Consider the following 23,770-nt stretch of genomic DNA (forward strand, 5'->3'; position numbering starts at 1 on the left):
TGAGCTATCATTATTTTAATTTATTAAAAAATTACTGAGACTTAGAGCCTTGTTGTCTTTTTCATTGATAGCGGGGAAAGCCTCTCTTCCCCCGCCACATAAATACTTAGATGTCGCGCAACAACTCGTTGATACCCACTTTACTGCGGGTTTTCGCGTCAACTTTCTTCACGATCACTGCGCAATACAGGCTGTATTTGCCATCACTGGATGGCAGGTTGCCGGATACAACGACCGAACCCGCTGGAACACGCCCGTACATGACTTCGCCGGTTTCACGATCATAAATGCGTGTGCTTTGACCGATGTAAACGCCCATTGAAATCACTGCGCCCTCTTCCACGATCACGCCTTCCACCACTTCAGAACGTGCGCCGATGAAGCAGTTGTCTTCGATAATCGTCGGGCCTGCTTGCACTGGCTCTAACACGCCGCCGATGCCTACGCCGCCGGACAAATGCACGTTCTTACCGATTTGTGCGCAAGAACCGACCGTCGCCCAGGTATCCACCATTGTGCCGCTATCCACATACGCGCCGATATTCACGTAAGATGGCATCAATACACAGCCGGGAGCAATGTAAGAGCCACGCCGCGCAATCGCATTCGGCACGACGCGCACGCCACCCGCAGCAAATTCATCCGCGCTCATGCCCGCAAATTTGGACGGCACTTTGTCGTAGTAATTGGTGCAACCGCCGTCCATCACTTCGTTGTCATTCAAGCGGAATGACAGCAGCACGGCTTTTTTCAGCCACTGGTTCACTTCCCAGTTACCCACGCCGTGTTGGGTAGCAATGCGCAATTTACCGGCATTCAGCAATTCCAACGCCTCATTGACGGCATCACGGGTTTGCGCTTCAGCATTGCGTGGGTTGATGTCGGCGCGGCGCTCGAAGGCTTCTTCGATAATGCTTTGCAGTTGGCTTACGTCTGACATTCTTTTCTCCATATTTTTAGGAAATACTCAAAGGGTTTCAACGACGCGCCGGATACGTTGCGCCGCTTCAATACATTCATCCAACGGGGCAACCAAGGCGAGGCGCACTCGCCCCGCACCCGGATTCATACCATTCGCCTCCCGCGACAAATAACTGCCGGGGACAACATTTACATGCGCTCGTGCAAACAATTCGCGGGTAAAAACGGTGTCATCCACTGGCGTTTGCGGCCACAAGTAGAAACCTGCCGCTGGTTGGGAAACCTCCAGCACCGGCGCGAGTATCGCCATCACCGCCGCGAATTTTTCGCGATACAAGGCACGGTTGGTTTGCACATGGGTTTCATCCGCCCATGCAGCAGCACTCGCTGCCTGAAACGGGGGTGGCATCGCACAGCCATGATAGGTGCGGTACAGCAAAAATTGTTTGAGGATTTCCGCATCGCCTGCCACAAAACCGGAGCGCATTCCCGGTGCATTGGAACGTTTCGACAAGCTATGAAAGACCACACACCGCTTCCATGCCGTGTTCCCCATCTGCGCTGCGGCTTGCAGTAAGCCCGCTGGTGGCTGGGTTTCATCGGCATACAGTTCGGAATAGCATTCATCTGCCGCGACAATAAAGTCATAGGTTTCCGCGAGTTGCAGCACTAATTGCAGCGTTTCCAACGGCATGAGCGCGCCCGTGGGATTACCGGGGCTGCAAATGTAGAGCAATTGGCAACGCTGCCACACTGCTGCGGGTACGGCGGCAAAATCGGGGATAAAACCATTCGCAGCGGTGCAATTCAGAAACACGGGTTCTGCCCCGGCTAGTAACGCCGCACCTTCGTAAATCTGGTAGAAGGGATTGGGCATCACCACCGCTGCATCGCCAGTGCGCGTCACCACGGCTTGTGCAAACGCAAACAGCGCTTCGCGGGTACCATTCACGGGAATGACGTGCTGTTCGGCATCCACCGATCCCACCGGAAGTTGAAAGCGTTGTGTCAGCCAAGCAGCAATGCTGTCGCGCAACGCTGCTGAGCCTTTGGTGAGCGGGTAATTGGCTAAACCACCCAAATTTGCCGCAATCGCTTCATGAATGAAAGCAGGGGTTGGGTGCTTGGGTTCCCCCATTGCCAACGAAACCGCAGGCAAATCAGCGGGGCTGATGCCTTGCAGCAAGGTGCGGATGCGTTCAAACGGGTAAGCTTGCAAGCGGGCAAGATCAGGATTCATGGAGCGCGGCTATCCCAAATTGGCTGAAACGCCAGAGTATACCGGAAAACCCAAAAGCGTCACAAACTCCAGCAATCCCGCTATTTTTTCTGCATCTTCGCTTTCAAATCGGCAAACGGGTTATGCGTTGCTGCCGCAGGGCCACTGGTTCCGGCAGAACCGCCGTGCTCGGCTTCGATTAACTTTTGATGTTCATTATCGTGACAGTACAAGCACAACAGTTCCCAGTTGCTGCCATCCTGCGGGTTGTTATCGTGGTTGTGATCGCGGTGATGCACGGTCAATTCGCGCAAATTGGCGTGCGTGAACTCCCGCGCACAACGCCCGCAAATCCACGGGTACAGCTTCAAGGCTTGTTCGCGGTAGCCTTTGGCGCGTTCGTCGGCATTTTTACGTGCATTCAGTACAATTTTGGCGTGGTCGGCCTTCATGGTGGTTCCTCTTGTTAGTGGATGATTGGGCTATTGTATACAAATTTGGGTGGGTAATCTCGACAACTGACTGTGGGTCACTTACAATCCCCACAAACAACTGACCAGCAGTCATTTATATGCAAATCCGTGCCACCAACCCCGAAGACAAAGAACTACGCCGCGAAGCCATCCTTGATGCTGCCGAACAACTTTGGCTCACCCACCCTGAACGCCTGTGCAATGTCGCTGACATCGCCACCGCCGCAGGGCTTGCTAAAGGCACAGTCTACTTATATTTCCGCAGCAAGGAAGAGCTATTCCTCGGCATTCACGAGCGGCACGTTGGCACGTTTTTCAGCCGCATGAAAACACGCGCCCAACAAGCCACACCGATGACCCTAGACGATTTGTTCAGCGTCAATCGGCAATTTCTGCTGGACTTTCCCGCTTTCCTGCCACTTGCCACGCTGTGTCATGGGCTATTAGAACGGCAAATCCCCCTAGACATCGCCTTTGCCTTTGAACAACGGACTTACACCAAACTCAATGAAGTCGTTGAGGTGTTACGTAACCATTTCCCGCAAACCACGCAAGCATTAATGCTACAAAGCTATGCCCTCTTCCTCGGTTTATGGCAATTAATGCGCCCAACGCCTCTGAAAGAACTGATGAAAGAGCGCTCACTGCTATGCGCTTGCACCGACGATTATTTACAAATGCTCGAATCCGCCCTGACATCCCTTTGGCGCGGCGCACTCACCCCGGAGATTCATTGATGAAACCCACGTTACTATGGTCAAGCATTGCACTCCTGCTCACCGTGAGTGCCTGTAAAGAGCCAGAAACCACCACCACCGTAATCCGCCCCGCCCAAGTTTGGACAGTCACTGACACGCACACCGCCAACACGCTAACCTTTTCCGGCGAAACTCAAGCACGTCTGGAAGCCGATCTCGCTTTCCGTGTCGGTGGCAAAGTCATCAAACGCCAGGTTGACCCCGGCGATACCGTCAAAGCCGGGCAAGTCCTCGCCAGCCTCGATACCTCGGACGTAGCGCTGAATCTGAGCAGCACCCGTGCCAATCTCGCCGCAGCAGAAGCCGACCTCACCAATGCCCAAGCAGAATTAACCCGCATCCGCGAATTGCACCGCAAACAATTCATCGGACAATCTGCATTAGATAACGCCCAAGCTGCCCATGATGCGGCTAAGGCACGAGTCACCGCAGCCCAAGCCCAACTCAAACTCAGCGGCAATCAAGCAGGCTACACCGAACTCGTCGCGGATCAAGACGGCATTATCACCCAAGTCCACACCGAAGCGGGGCAAGTCGTTGCCGCTGGCACACCCGTTGTACACATTGCTTACGCAGGCGAACGCGAAGTCCACATCCGTGTCGGTGAAACCACCGCACAAACCTTGCAAACCGGCACGCTGACCGACATTACCCTATGGTCACAGCCTGATAAGGTATTGCAAGGCAAAGTACGCGAAATTTCCCCCGCCGCCGATGCCACCCGCAGTTTTCTGGTCAAAATCAGCTTGCTGAATCCGCCTGATGCCTTGCGTTTAGGTGTCACCGCCGATGTGAAACTGCCCATCAGCGCCATGCAAGCCGCTCGCTGGTTGCCCGCTTCCGCCTTATTTCAGCAAGCGCAACAAACAGCGGTGTGGGTCGTAGGCGCGGATAATCAAGTCACACTACGCCCCATCACCGTGCTGGCGTATCAGCATGACGGCATTAGCGTCAGCGACCTCCCCGTTGGCACGACAGTGATTGCTGCCGGGGTTCACAAACTCAGTGCTGGGCAAGTGATCAACCCGATTCCTTACGATGGGGCAGGCTCATGAGCAGTTTCAACCTCTCGGCTTGGGCGTTACGCCACCGCAACTTCGTGCTGTACCTGATGGTACTCACATTAGGGCTGGGTGTTTTCGGCTACACCAAACTGGGGCAATCGGAAGATCCGCCATTCACTTTTAAAGTCATGCTGGTGCAAGCCTACTGGGCGGGGGCAACCGCACAGGAAATCGAGTCACAAGTCACCGAACGCATCGAAAAAGTCATTCTTGAAACCGCGCATGTCGATATTGTGCGCAGCTTTTCACGCCCCGGCGAAACCAATATCTTCGTGATTGCCAAAGATGATGCGCCTTCTGCCGCCATGCCCGATATGTTTTACGACATTCGCAAACGGGTGAATGACATGCGCCATACCTTGCCACAAGGCGTGGTGGGGCCACTGTTCAACGACGAATTCGGAGAAACTTACGGCAATATCTTTGCCCTGACGGGTGACGGTTTTAACTTTGCGCAATTACGCGACGCTGCGGATAACATTCGTAAAGAACTGCTATTGGTCAAAGACGTGGCAAAAATCCTCAGCATTGGCGAGCAAGAAGAGCGCGTCACCATCACCCTTGCCAACAGCAAGCTGGCAAACCTCGGTTTTAGCGTGCAACAACTGGTCGATGTGCTGCAAGCTCAAAACGCCATCGCTGCCGTCGGTGCTTACAACACCGCTACCGACCGCATTTACGTGCGCCCAGCCGGTACATTCAGCGACCTTGAAGACATTCGCAACTTACCGATCACGATTGGCAATCGCACTCTGCGCTTGCATGAAGTCGCCGACGTCACACGCGGCTATGCCGACCCGCCCCATTCCACGTTCCGCTATCAAGGGCAGGAGGCATTGGGAATTGGTATTTCCATGCGCAAAGGCGGCGACATTATTGCACTGGGGAAATCGCTGGATGCGGCACTGGTACGCATCGAAAGCCAATTGCCGGTGGGCATGGAATTGCACCGCGTCAACGACCAACCCACGGCGGTGAAGCGCTCCATCAATGAATTCCTCAAAGTCGTGGCGGAAGCGGTGATTATCGTATTAGCAGTCAGTTTTTTAAGCTTGGGAATGCGGGCAGGGGCAGTCGTGGCTCTCTCGATTCCGTTAGTATTGGCAGCCACGTTTTTCGTCATGCACTTATTCGGGATTGGCTTGCACAAAATCTCATTGGGGTCGCTGGTACTCGCACTGGGCTTGCTGGTGGATGATGCGATTATTGCCATCGAAGTCATGCTGGTAAAAATGGAAGAAGGCTGGGATCGGGTCAGAGCCGCCAGCTTTGCCTACACCACCACCGCGTTTCCAATGTTAACGGGGACGTTAGTCACTGCCGCCGGGTTCTTGCCGATTGCTACCGCACAATCGTCCGTGGGGGAATACACGCGCTCGATTTTTGAAGTAGTGACGATTGCCTTGGTGATTTCGTGGTTTGTGGCAGTGATCGTGATTCCGTATTTGGGGTATAAGTTGTTGCCAGAAAAGCAGCACCAGCACCATGAATCCAAACTCGCCACCCGTTTCTATCGTTGGTTTCGGGGCTTGATCAAAGCCTGTGTTGCCTATCCATTAATCGTTATTGTGCTGACGGTTGCGACCTTTGCCGGGTCAATTTTCATGTTTCAGTTCGTGCAGCAGCAGTTTTTCCCCGATTCCACCCGCATGGAATTGGTGGTGGATTTGAAATTGCCCGAAGGTTCTTCGCTGCAAGCCACCGAAGCCGAAACCCGCAAGCTGGAGCAATACCTCAATACGCAACAGGAACATATCGAAAACTTTGCTGCGTATGTCGGCAATGGCTCGCCACGTTTCTATCTGCCGCTGGATCAGCAATTACCTGCCGCCAGTTTTGCGCAATTCGTGATTACCACCAAAAGCATCGCCGACCGCGAAGCGTTGCGCAGCAAACTCATTGACCTGTTGGACAATAGCCCCACCTTTGGCTTAGCTCGCGGGCGGGTGATTCGTTTGGAAAATGGCCCGCCGGTTGGCTACCCCGTGCAATTCCGTGTATCCGGTGACGATTTGTGGCAATTACGCGAACTCGGCGAACAAATCGCCACCGTCATGCGTGCCAATCCGCACTTGGTGAATGTGCATCTCGACTGGAACGAGCGCAGCAAAGCGATTCGCCTGAAACTCGATACCGCCAAAGCCATCAGCCTTGGGGTCACGCAATCCGCGCTCTCGCAATTGCTGCAAAGCACCTTGAGCGGCACACCGATTGGCGAATTCCGCGAGCAAGATCAAACCATCCCGATCCTGTTACGCGGAACGGAAGGCGAACGTGATTTGCTCTCGCGCCTTGCGGGGCTGAATGTACCCACCAACACCGGCAACACCGTTCCGCTCTCGCAACTGGCAACCATCGACTACGTGCAGGAAGAAGGCATTCTCTGGCATCGTAACCGCACCCGAACCATCACGGTGCGAGGCGATATTTACAGCAAGATTCAAGCACCGACAGTGACAACGGAAGTTGAAGCGCGTTTGGGTGAGATTCGTGCCAACTTGCCACTGGGCTACAAACTCGAAATCGGCGGCGCGGTGGAAGAAAGTGCTAAAGGCAACGAATCCATTGGCGCTGGTTTTCCACTCTTCATCATCGTGGTGCTAACACTGCTAATGATTCAACTACAAAGCTTCCAGCGCGTCATTATGGTGGTGTTGACTGCACCGTTTGGTTTGATTGGGGTTGCGTTGTTCTTGCTGCTGTTTGATCGCCCGTTCGGGTTTGTTGCCATGCTGGGGACGATTGCGCTTTCTGGGATGATTATGCGCAACTCGGTGATTTTGGTGGATCAAATCGAGCGCAATATTGACGCAGGCTTTGTGCCGCGTGAAGCCGTGATTGAGGCAGCCGTGCGCCGTTTCCGCCCCATTATGTTGACCGCATTGGCAGCGATTTTGGCGATGATTCCCTTATCGGAAAGCGTGTTCTTTGGGCCGATGGCGATTGCGATTATGGGCGGATTATTGGTGGCGACGGTGCTAACGCTGCTGTTTTTACCAGCGCTGTATACGGTGTGGTTTAAACTGAGCAAGGGCAAAGCGGCGTTTGATGAAGCCGTTCAGCCCAGCGTGAGCGGATAAAGATCATCACACGCCAATGCCGCCCGGCAATCTGCCAAACTGCGCCCATCCGGTAACACCCGATGCGGCGCAAGATCCAGCAACGGCAACACCACAAACGAGCGTTCGCCGATACCGGGGTGAGGAACACACAAATCAGGCGAGTCAATCAGCGCATCGCCGTACAGCAATAAATCAAGGTCAAGGGTACGCGGCCCCCAACGCAACGTTGCATTCCGTACCCGCCCGTGCGCCCGTTCCACCGCGAATAAGGTTTGTAATAAAGCGTGGGCGGGAAGCTGCGTCAATACACTAGCCACCGCATTCACGTAATCCGGTTGGTCTTGCGGCCCCATTGGTTTGCTAGTGTAAAAGCGTGAAACACCGCGCAATTCCACGCCTTCTGCATCCGCCAATTGCTTCAGTGCCGAGTGCACATTCGCCACCGGATTACCCAGATTGCTGCCTAAACCAATGTAGCAAAGCACCGGTGTCATGAAGCGGGTGAAGCGGATTTACTGGCTGTGGTCGGTTTACGACGTTTTTTACGGCGGCGCAAACTGCCTTTAATGGCTGCACCTTTGCACATGGCTTCACGCTCTTCGTGCGTGGCGCTCTGGAAGGCTGTCCACCATTCGGCATCATCCTCCACCGGCTCACCGGATTGGGCGCGTAAACACAGAAAATCATACGCTGCTCGAAAACGCGGATTGCTCAACAACGTTGCGGCACGGCGAATATCACGGTAACGGAAACGCGACTGCAACAACCAAATTTCGCGGGTAATATTGCTGTAACGGCGTGGCACAGCGGTAAAATCCACCTGATCGTGCAAGGCATCGCCGGACGCCTGTGTCATTGCCTGAAGTTCCGGCATTCCACGCGCCTGCAACTCTTCAGCCACCACGGAAACCTCGTGCCACAATAACACCGCGTACAAAAATGCGGGCATCACCGACTTGCCTTCTGCCAAACGCTGATCGGTATTCTGTAGCGACAAGGTAATCATGCGCTCGAAATTGCCGGTGTCATCGTCCTCAAGGCTTTCGTAAGTCAGCGGTAATAAGTATTCCAATAAAGCGTATTCGCGCAATAACAGGAAGGTGTTCCAGCCATAACCACTGTGCAATAGCTTGATGATTTCATCGAATAAGCGGGCGGACGATACGCCTTCCAGCAAAATCCCCATCGGACGCACACACGCCAAGGTAGCTGGTTCAATCTCAAAACCTAATTTTGCCGCAAACCGGATGGCCCGCAGCAAGCGCACCGGGTCTTCACGAAAGCGCTGTTCCGGGTCGCCCAGCAAACGGATTTTGCCGTTACGCAAATCATCCAAACCGCCGACAAAATCCAGCAACTCATCGCCAATCGGGTCGTAAAACAAGGCATTAATGGTGAAATCGCGCCGCCACACATCCTCTTCCAAGGTGCCGTAGACGTTATCGTTGATAATGCGCCCCGCATCATTGACCTTGCCGCCATCCTCACTGTCATCGTGGGGTGCGCGGAACGTCGCCACCTCCAGATAATCGCGCCCGTAATAAATGTGCGCTAAGCGGAAGCGTCGCCCAATCAAACGGCAGGAATTGAATAAACGCCGAATCTCTTCAGGGTGCGCACTGGTCGCAATATCAAAATCTTTGGGGACTAAACCCAGCAATAAATCGCGGACGCAACCGCCCACTAAATAGGCTTCGTAACCCGCTTTTTGCAAACGCCGAATCACATCTTTGGCACGCCCGCACACTTTATCAGCGGGGATATGATGCACGGCAGGCGGTACATGCACCGCGTTGTCTGGAATCAGCATTGCCACTGACCCTTAAAATTCCGTTTTACCCACACGTTCACTCAAGCTCCTGCCATAAAAGCGGCAATAATACTACTACAAAGCGGCAATACCTACCCTATCCGCAACTTTTTTACAACACGTTAGAATAGCGTTTTTGCCATGACCATGCCATCTTCACGCCCAAACTCAGTTTGGTAATAGCCTTTACGTAACCCGATCTCGTTAAAACCCAGGTTTAAATACAAGCGAATTGCTGCAAAATTTGACTGGCGCACTTCCAAAAAACAGGTTTCCGCATGGGCTGTCCGCCCAATGTGTTCCAACGTTTTCAAGAGACGGCTGCCCAAGCCTTGACCTTGATGCTCAGGCGCAATGCAAATATTCAGCAAATGCATTTCATCCAACACAAACATCAGCATGGCATAACCGTGTAACTGCCCATCTTGCTCATATAACCAGCCGGAGTAGCCGTGTTTTAAGCAATCGCTGAAAATAGCGCGTGTCCACGGGAAGGGATACGCCCGCAACTCCAGCGCCATAACCACATCCAAATCGTTCAAGGTCATCGGGCGTAGCGGCAAAAAATCCGACTCAATTGGGCTGGACATGACGGGTAAAAACCTCGTGGGCAAACAGTAAATCCTGCCAGGCTTTACGCTTGTCAGAGGGTTGGCGCAATAAATACGCTGGGTGATACGTCACCACGACTGGTGTGCCGCTAACCGGCGCTCGGTGTTCTTGCCCACGCAAACGCGCCAAAGGTGCGGTGGTTTGTAACAGGTTTTGCGCAGCAATACGCCCGACCACCAGAATTAACGCGGGGTTCACTAGCGCAATTTGACGTTCCAAATAGCCTCGACAATTGGCAGCTTCGTCGGCTTGTGGGTCGCGGTTATTCGGCGGGCGGCATTTAAGCACATTGGCGATATAGACGGTTTCACGCGGCATTCCAATCGCCAGCAACATATTGTTGAGCAATTGACCGGCTTTGCCCACAAACGGTTCACCTTGACGGTCTTCTTCCGCACCGGGGGCTTCGCCGATGACCATCCACGCAGCTTGTTGATTACCCGCGCCAAACACCGTTTGGGTGCGGGTTTTGCTGATGGCGCAACGGGTGCAAGATTCGACGGCAGTGCGGAGGTCTTGCCATGAGAGGGTGGAGAAGTCGGAAGCCCCCCCCATCCCCAGCCCTTCCCCCGCAAGGGGTGAAGGGAGCGAAGAAGGAGAAAGAAGTGCGAAGTTAGTAGTAGGTGCCACCTCTTGTTCCTTCCCCCCCTGCGGGGGAAGGTTAGGATGGGGGGAATCTTCGACGGCGAAGCCGCGCATCTCTTTCGGCATCCACACCGGAATCCCCATTGCGTGCATGTAGCGATTGCGTACCTGCAAATCCACCCGCGTTTACACTCCCTGATGGTGCTGGGGGTGTTCGCGCAGCGCTTGGCTGGCGAGTTTGTTCCAAGCATCCACATAGGCTTTGGCGGAAGCGATTACGATGTCAGTATCCGCGCCGTGACCGTGGATAATACGCCCGCCTTTATCCAGTCGCACGGTCACTTCGCCTTGCGCATCTGTGCCGCTGGTAATGTTGTTGACGGAATACAGCGCCAGTGTCGCGGTTTCCCCGACAATGCTTTCGATAGCTTTGTAGACCGCATCGACCGGACCACCACCGATAGCCGTGGCAGTCTGTTCTTTGCCGTGAGCTTTTAGGGTAACACTGGCGTTTGGTGCTTCGCCGGTCGTGGAGCAGACATTCAGCGAAATCAGTTCATACGCCAGATCTTCTTGCGCAGAACGCGCATCCATCATCAACACCATGATGTCTTCGTCGAAGATGTCGTGTTTGCGGTCAGCCAAGTCTTTGAAGCGCGAGAAAGCGATATTGAGTTCTTCTTCAGACTTCAGCTCGATATTGAGTTCCTGCAAGCGGGTTTTGAACGCATTGCGCCCGGAATGCTTGCCCAACACGATTTTATTGTCTGACCAACCCACGTCTTGTGCTCGCATGATTTCGTAAGTTTCGCGGTGCTTTAATACACCGTCTTGGTGAATGCCGGATTCGTGTGCAAACGCATTCGCGCCCACAATGGCTTTGTTGGGCTGTACCGGGAAGCCGGTGACGCTGGAAACCAAGCGTGAGGTTGGCACGATATGCGTGGTATCAATGCGGGTTTCAACGGGGAATACGTCGGGGCGTACCCGAATCGCCATCACCACTTCCTCCAAAGAAGCGTTACCGGCACGTTCACCCAAACCGTTGATCGTACACTCCACCTGACGTGCGCCTTGCATCACTGCTGCCAAGGAATTACCCACCGCCAAACCGAGGTCATTGTGGCAATGCACCGAGAAAACCGCCTTGTCAGCGTTCGGAATATGCGTAATCAAACGCCCGACCATATCGCCAAACACCGAGGGAATCTGATAGCCCACCGTGTCGGGAATATTGATGGTACGTGCCCCCGCATTAATCGCAGCTTCAATCACGCGACACAGGAAATCGAACTCAGAACGCCCTGCATCTTCACACGAAAATTCCACGTCATCGGTGTAATTCCGCGCACGTTTCACCGCAAATACCGCCTGCTCAACCACCTGATCGGGTGTCATGCGCAGCTTGTTTTGCATGTGGATTGGGGAGGTGGCAATAAAGGTGTGAATACGCCCGGAATTCGCGGGTTTAATCGCTTCAGCCGCACGGTCGATGTCCTTTTCCAACGCACGCGCTAGACCGCACACGGTGCTGTCTTTGACGAGACGGGCAATCGCCCTGACCGACTCGAAATCGCCAACGCTGGCAATCGGAAAACCACCTTCGATCACATCCACGCGCATTTTTTCCAGCATCAGGGCAATGCGGATTTTCTCTTCTTGCGTCATGGATGCGCCGGGGCTTTGTTCGCCGTCACGCAAGGTGGTATCAAAAATAATCAAACGGTCTTTAGACATATTCCTGCTCCTAAAACACGGCTGCGCTGGGTGTGTGGCTGGCAACCGTTGTATCAATCTGAAAGTGGGAGTAATGATAGCGCGTGTTGCGCCGTAGAGCGTAGGAATTTACTCTACTTCAAGCGTCGACGCCTTTCTTACGCCGCTGAAACTTCCGCCAGCGCCGCCAAACCCAAAACAACGGCCCCGACAACGCATACAATAAAAACACCCCAAACAACACTTTAGGCGGGTCAATCGTGGTCAACGCCAACACCAGCACTACCGCCAAAACCACCACGAATGGCACACGATTACGCAAATCGAAATCTTTGAAGCTGTAAAAACTGATATTGCTCACCATCAGCAACCCCACCGCCAAGGTCAGCAACAACGCCGGGATTTGCACATTGCGCCCCATCACATCGAGGTCATGGAACACCCACACCATGCCCACCATCACCGCAGCAGCAGCCGGGCTAGGCAAACCCACAAAGAAACGCTTGTCGACTTTGCCGATTTGCGTATTAAACCGCGCCAACCGCAAGGCAGCACACGCCACGTAAATAAAAGCAGCTAACCACCCGGCTTTCCCCCACGCATCACCGGACGTTTGTAAATGCACCAATGCCCATTGATACATCACCAGCCCCGGCGCAACGCCAAAGGAAATTAAATCCGCGAGACTGTCATATTGCGCCCCGAATTCTGTCTGGGTATTGGTCATACGCGCAACACGCCCATCCAACCCATCCAAAATCATGGCGATGAATACCGCGATAGCGGCAGCCTCAAACTTGCCCTGCATGGCGGCGACAACCGCATAAAAACCACCGAACATTGCGCCGGTGGTCAACAAATTGGGCAGTAAATAAATACCCCTACTGGGTGGTGCTTTGGTGTTTAGTTGTTGCTCTTCCACTGAATACTTCCGTTTAGCTACTTATCGGTGCATAGTAGCCAGCATTGTGCCACAGTGGAATGCGTTTATGTTACCACAACCTATTCACCCGACTTTTTAACAAACACCCATGCAAAGTAACCCATCATTCCCAACACAAACAGAATGACTAACAGACTTAAGATACCCATCCAACTTCCAAATAATAGCTCAGACATGGCAACCTATTCTCCTACACTAATGCCAATAAACGTGTACAATCCCAAGTCTAGGCGAATACGCTTGCATTGTTTTGATTTACATCAAAAAACATGAACTTAGATGGCAAGAGAGACCATCGCACCAAAACTAAACAATCCTTAGAACATCATCACAGCTTGGGATGACGCATGAAGACAGTTGCTTTACACAGTGCCAAAAAATCAGCGGTTGCTTGCCATAATTGCAGTTTGAGTGAACTCTGCCTACCCCGTGGTCTGAACCGTGACGAGTTGGAGTTATTGGAAAACTCCATCAACAAAACCATCAAAATCAAGAAAAAAGACTACTTGTTCCACCGCGATGACCAGCAGCAATCCATTTACGCCGTCAAAGCCGGAGCCATCAAAACCTCGTTATCCACCCCCGATGGCGAAGAACAAATCCTTGGTTTCTACCTGCCAGGTGACTTATTGGGGTTCGATGCCTTTGCCCGTGACCGCCACACCTGCGATGCCCAGGCACTCGATGACACCATGGTTTGCGAACTCAGTATGAATAATTTTCAGGAATTATGCGGCAAATTGCCCATTATGCGCGGGCAAATGATGCGCCAAATCGGTGCAGAGCTGGAACGCGAACAGATGCTACTGCTGACATTGGGGCAAATGCGCACCGAAGAACGCCTTGCCACCTTCCTTTCCAGCTTGTCGGAACGCAATAAAGAGCGCGGTTTTTCCAGCAATGAATTCAACCTGCCAATGGCTCGCCATGACCTTGCCAATTACCTCGGCATGGCGGTTGAAACCCTCAGTCGCATGTTTTCGCGCTTGCAGGATGAGAATATCATCGCAGTGCAACACCGGCTCGTCAAAATCGCAGATATGAACCGCCTGAAACAACTAGCACACCACACCTGCCGCCCCGCCAGTGACGTGCTGTAGGCGGATATAAAAGCAGACGGATATTAAATCACCCGTGAAAAACGCTGTTGCACACCCTGTTTGCGCAGGCTGACATCAAACACCATGCAGATATTGCGGATCAAAAAGCGCCCGCGTGGCGTGACATCCAAACCCACCCCGGTAAACCGCAACAGGTCATCAGCCGTCATGGTTTGCAGCAATTCCAATTCTCGGCTGAAATAGTCTGCAAATTTCAGATTAAATAAACGTTCAACCTGCGTAAAATCCAGCGTAAAGTGGCAAGCCAATTGCTGAATGATGTAGCGCCGCAGCACATCATCTTCATCCAAGGTCAGCCCCTTGATCACCGGCAAATGCCCCGCATCAAGTGCCGCGTAATACTCATCCAGCGTTTTTGCATTCTGGCTATAACATTCCGCCACACTACTGATCGAACTCACCCCCATCGCCACCAAATCGCAATCCGCGTGAGTGGTATACCCCTGGAAATTGCGATGCAAAGTTCCGTTACGTTGAGCAATTGCCAACTCATCATCCGGCTTGGCGAAATGATCCATCCCAATGTACTCGTAACCGGCAGCAGTCAAATGCTCCACCGCAAGCTGCATGATTTCTAACTTGGTTTCGGGTGAAGGCAAATCCGCCTCATTGATGCGCCGTTGCGGTTTGAACAAATTCGGCATGTGTGCGTAATTGAACACCGAAATACGATCCGGCGACATCTCAATAATGGTATCCAAGGTCTGACGGAAACTTTCCATCGTTTGGAATGGCAAGCCGTAAATCAAATCCACGCTAATCGACTTTGCCCCCTGCGCCCGGCAGGCTTCAATAATCGACAGAGTTTGCGCAATCGGCTGGATGCGGTTGACCGCAATTTGCACCCGCTCATCCACATCCTGCACACCAAGACTGAAACGGTTGAAACCGATTTCACGCAACACGCCAATCGTTTCCGGCGTCACCGAACGCGGATCAATTTCGATGGAATAATCACCTTCATCGGTAATATGCAGGGAAAAATGTTCGCGCGTTTTATCCATCAACGCCCGCATCTCATCGTGATTAAGGAACGTTGGTGTGCCGCCGCCCCAATGCAACTGCTCCACCATACGGTCACGGTCATACAGCTTGGCTTGCATCTCGATTTCACGGAACAAGTATTGCAGATAAGTCTCCGCCTTGGAGTGATCTTTGGTCACAATCTTATTGCAGGCACAATAGAAACACACCGTATCGCAAAACGGCACATGAAAATACAAGGATAAGGGCAACGGAATGGGGTCTTCGTTGCTCATATAAGCGTGCGCTTTGTACTCATCTTCGGTAAAAGGCCCGAATGCAACCGCCGTCGGATAAGACGTATAACGCGGTCCCGCCGTGTCATAGCGACGTATCAAATCTGCATCAAATTGAATTGCACTCATACCAACCTCTTCTTTTAACCCAAAGCTAAGCAGCACACATAATCGCTGCATCTGACCTCCCCTGACAAGCACTTGAAACAAAACATTAAACTTAGTTGACTTGTATCAAGAAACTGGAAGTGGACAGATTGTAAACCACATAAAAAACAGGTGTAATGACTCTCGAAGGTTGCTGATGTCGATGTTTCGTTACCTCCTCTGAGTCGGCAACCTTCAACGCTCTACATACCCTAAAGCACTTAGGCTCTCCTTCGGGAGAGCCTTTTTTTATTGGGAAATATCGCCTGCCAACAAATACCTACTGAGCGGGCTGTAATGCCAGTGCAGTAGCGGCAGCGGTGGGTAATACGCCATCCAAACGCCAGCTTGCATCCAGCGGCAACAACTGCGCATACCACTTCCCCGCAGACAAGGCATGGATACGCCCCGTCCACTGACCTGTGGCACTCTTGCTCAACAGCACTTCCTGATCACGGTCAGGAAACGTGGCATGGAACACTTTCAGCACCAATTGCTGCTGATCTTGCACCACGGCATTATCCAGCGTCAGGGTGACCGTTTGCCCGCTCAATGCCATATTGCCTTGCAAACCCAGCTCGGTAGCTTTGTGCCCCTTCGCCAGCGAATAGTTAATAGCTCTGCCCACCTTATAGTAGTCATCCACCACCAAGCCACTGCTGCCAGAAGCCGCCAGCGAGTACGTGTACAACCCCGCCACCACCGCAGTGGCAGGCATAATCATTAGTAGCCAAGGCCACGGTTGCTTGTACCAAGGGGTGTTATCTTTCACATCAACGTACATACGCTCTACCTCTTAACTAGTTTGGCCCTAGGAAACGGGCTTTCTGGGTTTGTGCCACGGCTGGGTCATCTTGCGCTTCGATATGGAACATCACTTCCTGACTACGGCTGCTCATTTTGTCAGGGTTGACCACCACCTTGACCGGTACTTCCGCTACCCTGCCAGAGCCGAGATGCACCTTTTCTGCACCTTGCAGCCGGATGCCGTCAATGCCTGCCACGCTAATGGTATAGTGATGTTCGCGCTCATCCATATTCATGATTTTTAAAGTGAAAACATTCTCGATATTACCATCGCCAGTATCACGGAACAGCGCGTTACGGTCACGGATAATATCCATTTCCAGCGGCACACGTTGCATCACGGAATACACCAATGCCCCCGTAATCGCCAGCAACAAACCGGCATAAATAAAGGTACGTCCACGCAGAATCTGGGTTTTGCCACCGTGTAAAGCATGTTCGGTGGTGTAACGCACCAAACCACGCGGGTAGCCCATCTTGTCCATAATACTGTCACAGGCATCAATACACGCCGCGCAACCGATGCACTCGTATTGCAAGCCCTTGCGGATGTCGATCCCGGTCGGGCATACCTGCACACACAACGTACAATCGACGCACTCACCTTTATCAGCGGGCTTTTCCACCCCGCGTTTACGCGCACCGCGTGGCTCACCGCGTGCCTCGTCATACGACACGATCAGGGTATCATTGTCAAACATGGCACTCTGAAAACGGGCATACGGGCACATGTACAAGCAAATCTGTTCACGCAGGAAACCCGCATTGCCGTAAGTCGCCAGCCCATAAAACAGAATCCAGAACAATGCCCAGCCACCCATAATGCCGCTGCTGAGTTCAAACCACAGTGCTTCCACTGGCACAAAGAAGCCAACGAAAGTAAAACCTGTCCACAGTGAGAAAAACAACCAGAGTGCGTGTTTAATCGCTTTCTTGCCAATTTTGACCCGATCCCACGGAGCATTATCCAGCTTGATTTGTTGCGGGCGGTCGCCTTCCACCCACCGCTCAATCCAGATAAACACCTCACTCCACACCGTTTGCGGGCAAGCGTAACCGCACCACACCCGCCCTGCCAGCGCGGTGACAAAGAACAGCAACAATGCCAACAAAATCAGGATAACCGCCAGATAGAAAAAGTCCTGCGGCCAAAAGGTCATGCCAAACAAATAGAATTTACGCGCAGGCAAATCGAACAACACCAGTTGCTGATCATTCCATTTCAGCCAGGGCAATAAATAGAATAACCCCAACAAGCCCCACACCGAAGTCTTGCGCAAGGTGGTAAACAAACCTCTGGTTTGGCGTGGGTAGATTTTCTGGTGTTCTTTGTAGAACCCGCTACTTTGCTTATCGCTGGACATACCAATACCCTTCAACCTGAATGAGTCACAAGACCCGTAAACTAGCACGCAACACGGTGAATTTATTTGATAAAAAGCGGATTGGAAAACAGTTTTTTGCTTTACAAACCACTTTTCGGATATTTGTCAAAGATTACCCCTCACCCCCTAACCCCCTCTCCCTCAAGGGGCGAGGGGGAACAAGAGAATTCTTAGCCCCTCTCCCCTTGAGGGAGAGGGGTTGGGGTGAGGGGTTCTCACCTACTTCTGCGACAACCCATACACATAAGCTGACAACAAGTGCACCTTGTCTTCCCCAAGGAAGTCAGCGTGCGCAGGCATCTGCCCCATACGTCCGTTGGCGATAGTTTCCTTGATGGCATCAGCCGAAGAGCCATACAACCAGATGTTGTCAGTCAGATTCGGACCACCCAAGGCTTGGTTGCCCTTGCCGTCCATCCCGTGGCAAGCCAGACAGCCGTTCGCGGTGTACAATTGCTGACCTTGAGCCACTTTCGCAGCATCGGCTTCACGACCGCTCAGGCTCATGACGTAATTGGCTAGTGCATCAATACCGGCTTCATCCACCCGGTCTTTGTGCGGTGGCATGACGCCATTACGCCCAGCAAGGATGGATTGCTTGATCTGCTCCGGTGAACCGCCGTACAGCCAATCCGCATCCGCAAGGTTAGGGAAACCCTTAGCACCTTCCGCATCCGACCCGTGGCATTGAGCGCAGTAGCTCAGGAACATACGCCGCCCCATGCCTTGGGCTTCTTCGTCTTTTGCCACATCCGCAATGGGTAATGCCGCAAACTTCTTGAAGATAGGATCGTAAGTAGCCGCTGCATTCTCCATTTCAGCGCCGTATTGACTGCCCTGTGAAGACCAGTTCAACAAGCCTTTGAAGGAACCCAAACCGGGGAACAGTGCCAGATAAACCAGCCCGAAGATAATGGTGATGTAAAACAACCACAGCCACCAACGCGGCATCGGGTTATTGTACTCTTCCAGACCATCCCATTGATGGCCTGTCACGTCACCCTGTGCTGCTTCACCCGGACGGGTTTTCGTTGTCCAGCGAATCAGCCAGTAACAGGCAAAAATATTGCCCAATGTGATCAGGATAATCCAACCACTCCAGAAACCACTCATTTGTCTACCTCCTTAACTGACGCACTGTGCATTTTCTCCTCTTGCTCGTCGAAAATGGAGTTTGCAGCACTGTCGAAACGCTGTTGACGCCGCTTGCTGTAAGCCCACCACACGACCGCGAAGAAAGCGATCATCACCAGTAACGTAGAAATACCTCGGAAATCACTGTATTCCATCTTGCTCACCGTTGGGTTTTGATAGCCGTACCCAAGTTTTGCAGGTAAGCAATGAGCGCATCCATTTCGGTTTTGCCCTTCACTTCGTCTGCACCCTTGGCGATTTCCTCATCGGTATAAGGAACACCCAGCACCTGCATGGTTGTCATTTTGGCAGCCGTATCACCGCCATCCAGCACGGCTTCAGCCAACCAAGGATAACCCGGCATATTGGATTCCGGCACCACGTCACGCGGGTTAATCAGGTGAACCCGATGCCAGTCATTGCTGTAACGCCCGCCAACCCGTGCCAGATCAGGACCAGTACGCTTGGAACCCCATTGGAACGGATGGTCGTAGACAAATTCGCCCGCCACCGAGTAATGCCCGTAACGCTCAGTTTCAGCACGGAATGGACGGATCATCTGTGAATGGCAACCATAACAACCTTCACGGATATACACATCACGCCCTTCAAGCTGTAACGCAGAGTACGGTTTCAACCCCGCTACTGGCTCGGTGGTATCTTTGACAAAGAACAGTGGCACGATTTGCGCCAATCCCCCAAAGCTCACCACGATCAAAATCAAAATAGCCATTAAACCGACGTTTTTCTCAACGACTGCATGGCCTGTATTGCTACTCATGGCTAACCTCCTTAATGTGCTGCGGCGGGAATCGCGTCAGTAGCAGGTTTGCTGCCCACAACGGTTTTCCACACGTTAAATGCCATTATAAACATGCCGCTCAGCACCATAATGCCACCCAGCAAACGCACGGTATAATACGGATAAGTGGCTTCAACAGACTGTATAAAGCTATAAGTCAACGTACCGTCGGCATTCACCGCCCGCCACATCAAGCCTTGCATTACCCCGGAAATCCACATGGAAGCGATATACAACACCACGCCAACCGTCATCACCCAGAAATGAATTTCGATCAACTTAATGCTGTGCATAGCTTCACGTCCGAATAATTTCGGTACTAAAGCGTAAATCGCACCAATGGAAATCATTGCCACCCAGCCCAATGCGCCAGAGTGAACGTGACCAACCGTCCAGTCCGTGTAGTGGGAAAGTTCGTTAACGGTTTTGATTGCCATCATCGGCCCTTCAAAGGTCGACATGCCGTAGAATGACAGGGAAACCACCATGAAGCGCAGAATCGGGTCAGTACGCAATTTATGCCAAGCACCGGAAAGCGTCATAATCCCGTTGATCATCCCGCCCCAGCTTGGAGCCAGCAGGATCAGCGAGAACACCATACCTAAAGTCTGAGTCCAGTCAGGCAGCGCGGTGTAATGCAAATGGTGCGGGCCTGCCCACATATAAGTGGAAATCAACGCCCAGAAATGCACGACAGACAAACGGTAAGAATAAACCGGACGGTTAGCTTGCTTTGGCACGAAGTAATACATCATCCCCAAGAAGCCTGCTGTCAGGAAGAAGCCGACCGCATTATGCCCGTACCACCACTGCACCATTGCATCAATCGCCCCTGGATAAGCAGAGTAAGACTTCATCATGTCACCCGCGCCAAACAATGCCGTTGGCAGCGCAGCACTATTAACCACATGCAGCAGAGCAACAGTCAGGATGAATGCGCCGTAGAACCAGTTCGCCACATAGATGTGCGGCGTTTTGCGCTTCATGATCGTACCGAAGAACAGGATGGCATAAGCAACCCACACCACCGTAATCAGCAAATCAATCGGCCATTCCAGTTCCGCGTATTCTTTGGAAGACGTGATACCCAACGGCAACGTAATCGCCGCCAGCAGGATGACCAATTGCCAACCCCAGAACACGAAGGATGCCAAACCATCAGACAGCAGCCGGGTGTGACAAGTACGCTGCACCACATACAGCGAGGTCGCAAACAGGGCAGAACCCCCGAAAGCAAAGATAACTGCATTGGTATGCAGCGGACGTAAACGGCTGTACGTGAGCCACGAAACATCAAAATTGAGTTCCGGCCAACGTAATTGCGCGGCAATGAGCACGCCTACCAACATGCCGACGATCCCCCAGACCACCGTCATAATGGCAAACTGCCGCACGACCTTGTAATTGTAGGTCTGCTGGTTTTGCATAAGATCCTCCGAAAGAGTTGAACACCTCGCGGAAGTGGTAAATTACACACAAACTACTGCGTGAAATCACACACCTCCGGTATCCGAAGCATCCACCAGAAAGGCAGGCTCATGCTTGATTAAAGTCAATATATGTCACCGCAATCTGATCAAAAATCAACAGACGCAATGCGTATTGACATATATCAAGTAAGCGGCATCATTAGTCTCTATTCATACAGTTATCTGGCAAATACCCTTCTCTATCCAGCGCAACCTTCCTGCCTACGCCAATCTGTAACAGGATTAAGCCCATACACATGAGGGAGAGTTTGCCTAATGACATACAACACACAAAAAATCCGAGTCATCCACATCATTGCCCGTTTAAGCACTGAAAATACGGATGGCGCATCCATGATGTTATACAAACTCATGGCACATACCGACCGTACCCGCTTCGAGCCAGTCGTCATTTCACTCGATGGTGAAGCCGAACTCAGCAACCGTATCCGGGCGCATGGCATTGATGTTTTTTCATTGGATATGCACAACAATATCACCGCAGGCTGGCAAATTTTCAAACTGACACGCTTATTACGCACGCTTGAACCCGACATCATCCAAGGCTGGATGTACCAAGGCAATCTCGCCGCATCACTGGCAAACTTATCCCTTGGCAACCGTTACCCCGTGCTATGGAACATTCACCACACCTTGCCCGATCTCAATAAAGAAGCACGTACCACGCGCTGGGTTATCGAACTCGCTGCCAAACGCTCGGCCAGCCCTGAACATATTATTTACAACACCTACCTGAGTGCTGACCAACACACCGCGATTGGTTACGATAACCAGCGTAACTTGGTCATTCCTAACGGTGTTGATACCCAACTGTTTTCACCCAACCCTTATCAGCGCAACGGTATGCGCCACAGTTTGGGTATTCCTGAGGATGCTTTCGTCATTGGTTTATTTGCGCATTACCATCCGGTGAAAAATCATGCCTTATTTCTGGAAGCAGCTCGCTTATTGTTACAACACCAAGCGAATGTTCACTTTATATTGGCGGGACGCGGGGTAACGGCAAATAACCCTAAATTGCAGTATTTACTGGATAAAATACCGGCTCAACAAAACCTGCACCTGCTAGGCGGGCGCAAAGATATTCCCCACCTCATGAATGCGCTGGATCTATACACACTAACCTCCAGCTATGGCGAAGGTTTCCCCGAAAGTGTTGCCGAAGCCATGGCGTGCGGCATCCCCTGCGTCGCCACCGATGTCAGTGATGTAGCCAAAATTATGGGCAACACCGGGCAATGTTTGCCGGTACAGGAAACCACCCCCTCTGCACTCGCCTTTGCCTGGCTGGAATGGATGAATGCTGGGGAGGCATGGCGACAGGAGGTAGGCTCACGCGCCATGCAGCGCATTCACCATACCTACAATATTCAGCGCATTACCGAACAATATCAAAAAATCTATCAGAATCTCGTGAATGACGCACAAACGGAAACCATGACAATGCTGGTTAGCGGCTAAGAGCCATCACACATCTTCCATAAAGAAGTTTTCGTCAAACATTTCAATGAAACGCTTGGCCTGCGGGGTAAAAAACTTACCCCGCCGCACAATCAAACCATAACTGCGCGAGGGAAAATAATCACTGAGTGGAACCGCTACAATATTCTCATGCCCGGTTAAACACACTTCGGTCACGATCGAAATACCCAAGCCCATTTCAACGTAGCGCTTGACGATTTCCCAGCCACCCGCCTCCATAGCCACCGAATACGCCACTTCATGCTGACGAAAAACCGTGTCAACCATCCGCCAGGTACTCATATTGCGTGGCGGCAAAATCAAACCATAAGGGCTAATATCATCCAGCGTCACCTTACGCTTTAACTCAGCCAAAGGATGATGTTCCGGGGTAATCAGGATCGAACCAAACGCAGCAAACGGCTTATAAACAATCGTCTCAGGAATTTGCAATAAAGGACCGACTGCCAAATCCACCTGATCTTCCAGCAGTTTTTTCATGCCACTCTGGCCTTCAACATTGTGCAAGTTGATGCGGATACCGGGATAAGCCGCACAAAATCGCTCCAAATATTTCGGCAACACATACAAAGCCGTGGATTGACCCGCAGCAATGTTTAACTCCCCCTGCTCCATCTTCCCCAAACTCGCCGCAAAGGTTTCTTTGAGGGAATCGATCCCAGCGGCAATCGGCTGCACCAATTGGTAAAGAATCCGCCCTTCTGGGGTTAAACGTACACTAGGACCACGCCGCTCCAGTAACTTCTCACCCATTTCACGCTCAAGTGCTTGAATTTGCAATGAAACCGTGGGCTGACTGATATGCAACTGATCTGCTGCATGGGTGATATTTTCTTTTTGCGCCACCACGCAAAAAGTCCGCAATAATTTATAGCGCGTTTGCTTGTAGTAGTGCATTGCCACGATTATTTATCCTCCTCCATTATGACATTATTGTGCAATACAATAGTAATAATTGAAACAATTGATTTTTTACAATG

Annotated in this window: 23 protein-coding genes; 5 read left to right on the top strand and 18 right to left on the bottom strand. The window is 52.0% G+C overall.

From position 1 onward, the window contains the following. Nucleotides 1-106: 106 nt before the first annotated feature. The 3 genes from dapD to L2Y54_RS19540 all read right to left on the bottom strand — a co-directional run bounded on the left by dapD (nucleotide 107) and on the right by L2Y54_RS19540 (nucleotide 2,592). Complete coding sequence (gene dapD / locus L2Y54_RS19530) at nucleotides 107-940, bottom strand: 2,3,4,5-tetrahydropyridine-2,6-dicarboxylate N-succinyltransferase (protein ID WP_236498387.1); 834 nt, start codon at nucleotides 938-940, stop codon at nucleotides 107-109. Between the two features lie 27 nt (nucleotides 941-967). After that, nucleotides 968-2,161, bottom strand: a complete 1,194-nt coding sequence (gene dapC / locus L2Y54_RS19535; protein WP_236498389.1) for a succinyldiaminopimelate transaminase — start codon at nucleotides 2,159-2,161, stop codon at nucleotides 968-970. An 80-nt stretch (nucleotides 2,162-2,241) separates the two neighbouring features. Further along, nucleotides 2,242-2,592: a YajD family HNH nuclease gene (locus L2Y54_RS19540; RefSeq protein WP_236498390.1), complete on the bottom strand. Its 351-nt coding sequence runs from the start codon at nucleotides 2,590-2,592 to the stop codon at nucleotides 2,242-2,244. 119 nt (nucleotides 2,593-2,711) lie between these two features. Between L2Y54_RS19540 and L2Y54_RS19545 the strand changes: the two genes are divergently transcribed. Genes L2Y54_RS19545 through L2Y54_RS19555 form a run of 3 tightly spaced genes read left to right on the top strand, consistent with a single transcriptional unit; the run spans nucleotide 2,712 to nucleotide 7,515 of the window. Next, nucleotides 2,712-3,350 carry a TetR/AcrR family transcriptional regulator gene (locus L2Y54_RS19545; RefSeq protein WP_236498391.1) on the top strand — a complete coding sequence of 213 codons (639 nt, stop codon included), beginning with the start codon at nucleotides 2,712-2,714 and terminating at the stop codon, nucleotides 3,348-3,350. Beyond that, nucleotides 3,350-4,426, top strand: coding sequence for an efflux RND transporter periplasmic adaptor subunit (locus L2Y54_RS19550; RefSeq protein ID WP_236498393.1), 1,077 nt, complete (start codon nucleotides 3,350-3,352; stop codon nucleotides 4,424-4,426). Before L2Y54_RS19545 ends, L2Y54_RS19550 begins: the two co-directional genes overlap by 1 nt. Next, on the top strand, nucleotides 4,423-7,515 hold the full coding sequence (locus L2Y54_RS19555) for an efflux RND transporter permease subunit (protein WP_236498395.1): 3,093 nt from the start codon (nucleotides 4,423-4,425) through the stop codon (nucleotides 7,513-7,515). Before L2Y54_RS19550 ends, L2Y54_RS19555 begins: the two co-directional genes overlap by 4 nt. Here L2Y54_RS19555 and folK read toward each other — a convergent pair. The 7 genes from folK to L2Y54_RS19590 form a co-directional block, all read right to left on the bottom strand. Then, nucleotides 7,494-7,991: a 2-amino-4-hydroxy-6-hydroxymethyldihydropteridine diphosphokinase gene (folK, locus tag L2Y54_RS19560; RefSeq protein ID WP_236498396.1), complete on the bottom strand. Its 498-nt coding sequence runs from the start codon at nucleotides 7,989-7,991 to the stop codon at nucleotides 7,494-7,496. The two genes, L2Y54_RS19555 and folK, sit on opposite strands and share 22 nt — an antisense overlap. Then, a complete protein-coding gene (gene pcnB / locus L2Y54_RS19565; RefSeq protein WP_236498398.1) occupies nucleotides 7,988-9,307 on the bottom strand; it encodes a polynucleotide adenylyltransferase PcnB in 1,320 nt (439 codons plus the stop codon). Before pcnB ends, folK begins: the two co-directional genes overlap by 4 nt. 122 nt (nucleotides 9,308-9,429) lie before the next feature. Further along, nucleotides 9,430-9,897: a ribosomal protein S18-alanine N-acetyltransferase gene (rimI, locus tag L2Y54_RS19570; protein ID WP_236498399.1), complete on the bottom strand. Its 468-nt coding sequence runs from the start codon at nucleotides 9,895-9,897 to the stop codon at nucleotides 9,430-9,432. After that, nucleotides 9,881-10,684, bottom strand: coding sequence for a uracil-DNA glycosylase (locus tag L2Y54_RS19575; RefSeq protein WP_236498401.1), 804 nt, complete (start codon nucleotides 10,682-10,684; stop codon nucleotides 9,881-9,883). Before L2Y54_RS19575 ends, rimI begins: the two co-directional genes overlap by 17 nt. A gap of 6 nt (nucleotides 10,685-10,690) precedes the next feature. Next, on the bottom strand, nucleotides 10,691-12,241 hold the full coding sequence (locus L2Y54_RS19580) for a 2-isopropylmalate synthase (RefSeq protein WP_236498403.1): 1,551 nt from the start codon (nucleotides 12,239-12,241) through the stop codon (nucleotides 10,691-10,693). Between the two features lie 118 nt (nucleotides 12,242-12,359). Next, nucleotides 12,360-13,142, bottom strand: coding sequence for a CDP-diacylglycerol--serine O-phosphatidyltransferase (gene pssA, locus L2Y54_RS19585; protein ID WP_236498405.1), 783 nt, complete (start codon nucleotides 13,140-13,142; stop codon nucleotides 12,360-12,362). 80 nt (nucleotides 13,143-13,222) lie between these two features. After that, nucleotides 13,223-13,339 carry a DUF3149 domain-containing protein gene (locus tag L2Y54_RS19590; RefSeq protein ID WP_236498406.1) on the bottom strand — a complete coding sequence of 39 codons (117 nt, stop codon included), beginning with the start codon at nucleotides 13,337-13,339 and terminating at the stop codon, nucleotides 13,223-13,225. A gap of 171 nt (nucleotides 13,340-13,510) precedes the next feature. On the opposite strand from L2Y54_RS19590, the gene fnr reads away from it, so the two are divergent. Beyond that, entirely contained in the window at nucleotides 13,511-14,263 is a 753-nt protein-coding gene (fnr, locus tag L2Y54_RS19595) for a fumarate/nitrate reduction transcriptional regulator Fnr (RefSeq protein ID WP_236498408.1), read from the top strand. 23 nt (nucleotides 14,264-14,286) lie between these two features. Here the strand turns inward: fnr and hemN are convergent, their stop codons facing one another. The 7 genes from hemN to ccoN form a co-directional block, all read right to left on the bottom strand. Continuing rightward, nucleotides 14,287-15,672, bottom strand: a complete 1,386-nt coding sequence (hemN, locus tag L2Y54_RS19600; protein ID WP_236498410.1) for an oxygen-independent coproporphyrinogen III oxidase — start codon at nucleotides 15,670-15,672, stop codon at nucleotides 14,287-14,289. 298 nt (nucleotides 15,673-15,970) lie between these two features. Continuing rightward, nucleotides 15,971-16,474, bottom strand: coding sequence for a FixH family protein (locus L2Y54_RS19605; RefSeq protein WP_236498412.1), 504 nt, complete (start codon nucleotides 16,472-16,474; stop codon nucleotides 15,971-15,973). Nucleotides 16,475-16,490: 16 nt separating this feature from the next. Next, complete coding sequence (ccoG, locus tag L2Y54_RS19610; protein WP_236498413.1) at nucleotides 16,491-17,861, bottom strand: cytochrome c oxidase accessory protein CcoG; 1,371 nt, start codon at nucleotides 17,859-17,861, stop codon at nucleotides 16,491-16,493. Nucleotides 17,862-18,101: 240 nt separating this feature from the next. After that, nucleotides 18,102-18,995, bottom strand: coding sequence for a cytochrome-c oxidase, cbb3-type subunit III (gene ccoP / locus L2Y54_RS19615; protein WP_236498415.1), 894 nt, complete (start codon nucleotides 18,993-18,995; stop codon nucleotides 18,102-18,104). Then, the gene (locus L2Y54_RS19620) at nucleotides 18,992-19,171 is read right to left on the bottom strand and encodes a cbb3-type cytochrome oxidase subunit 3 (RefSeq protein WP_236498417.1); all 180 of its coding nucleotides are present in this window, start codon (nucleotides 19,169-19,171) and stop codon (nucleotides 18,992-18,994) included. Before L2Y54_RS19620 ends, ccoP begins: the two co-directional genes overlap by 4 nt. 5 nt (nucleotides 19,172-19,176) lie before the next feature. Further along, nucleotides 19,177-19,797 (bottom strand): cytochrome-c oxidase, cbb3-type subunit II, encoded by a 621-nt coding sequence (gene ccoO / locus L2Y54_RS19625; protein ID WP_236498418.1) that lies wholly within the window; start codon nucleotides 19,795-19,797, stop codon nucleotides 19,177-19,179. Between the two features lie 11 nt (nucleotides 19,798-19,808). Beyond that, nucleotides 19,809-21,245: a cytochrome-c oxidase, cbb3-type subunit I gene (ccoN, locus tag L2Y54_RS19630; RefSeq protein WP_236498419.1), complete on the bottom strand. Its 1,437-nt coding sequence runs from the start codon at nucleotides 21,243-21,245 to the stop codon at nucleotides 19,809-19,811. Between the two features lie 318 nt (nucleotides 21,246-21,563). Between ccoN and L2Y54_RS19635 the strand changes: the two genes are divergently transcribed. Beyond that, on the top strand, nucleotides 21,564-22,769 hold the full coding sequence (locus L2Y54_RS19635) for a glycosyltransferase (protein WP_236498420.1): 1,206 nt from the start codon (nucleotides 21,564-21,566) through the stop codon (nucleotides 22,767-22,769). Nucleotides 22,770-22,775: 6 nt separating this feature from the next. On the opposite strand, the gene L2Y54_RS19640 is transcribed toward L2Y54_RS19635, so the two are convergent. Beyond that, complete coding sequence (locus L2Y54_RS19640) at nucleotides 22,776-23,687, bottom strand: LysR family transcriptional regulator (protein WP_236502073.1); 912 nt, start codon at nucleotides 23,685-23,687, stop codon at nucleotides 22,776-22,778. Nucleotides 23,688-23,770 lie beyond the last annotated feature (83 nt).

This window comes from Thiothrix winogradskyi (assembly GCF_021650935.1).
Classification (GTDB): Bacteria; Pseudomonadota; Gammaproteobacteria; order Thiotrichales; family Thiotrichaceae; genus Thiothrix; species Thiothrix winogradskyi.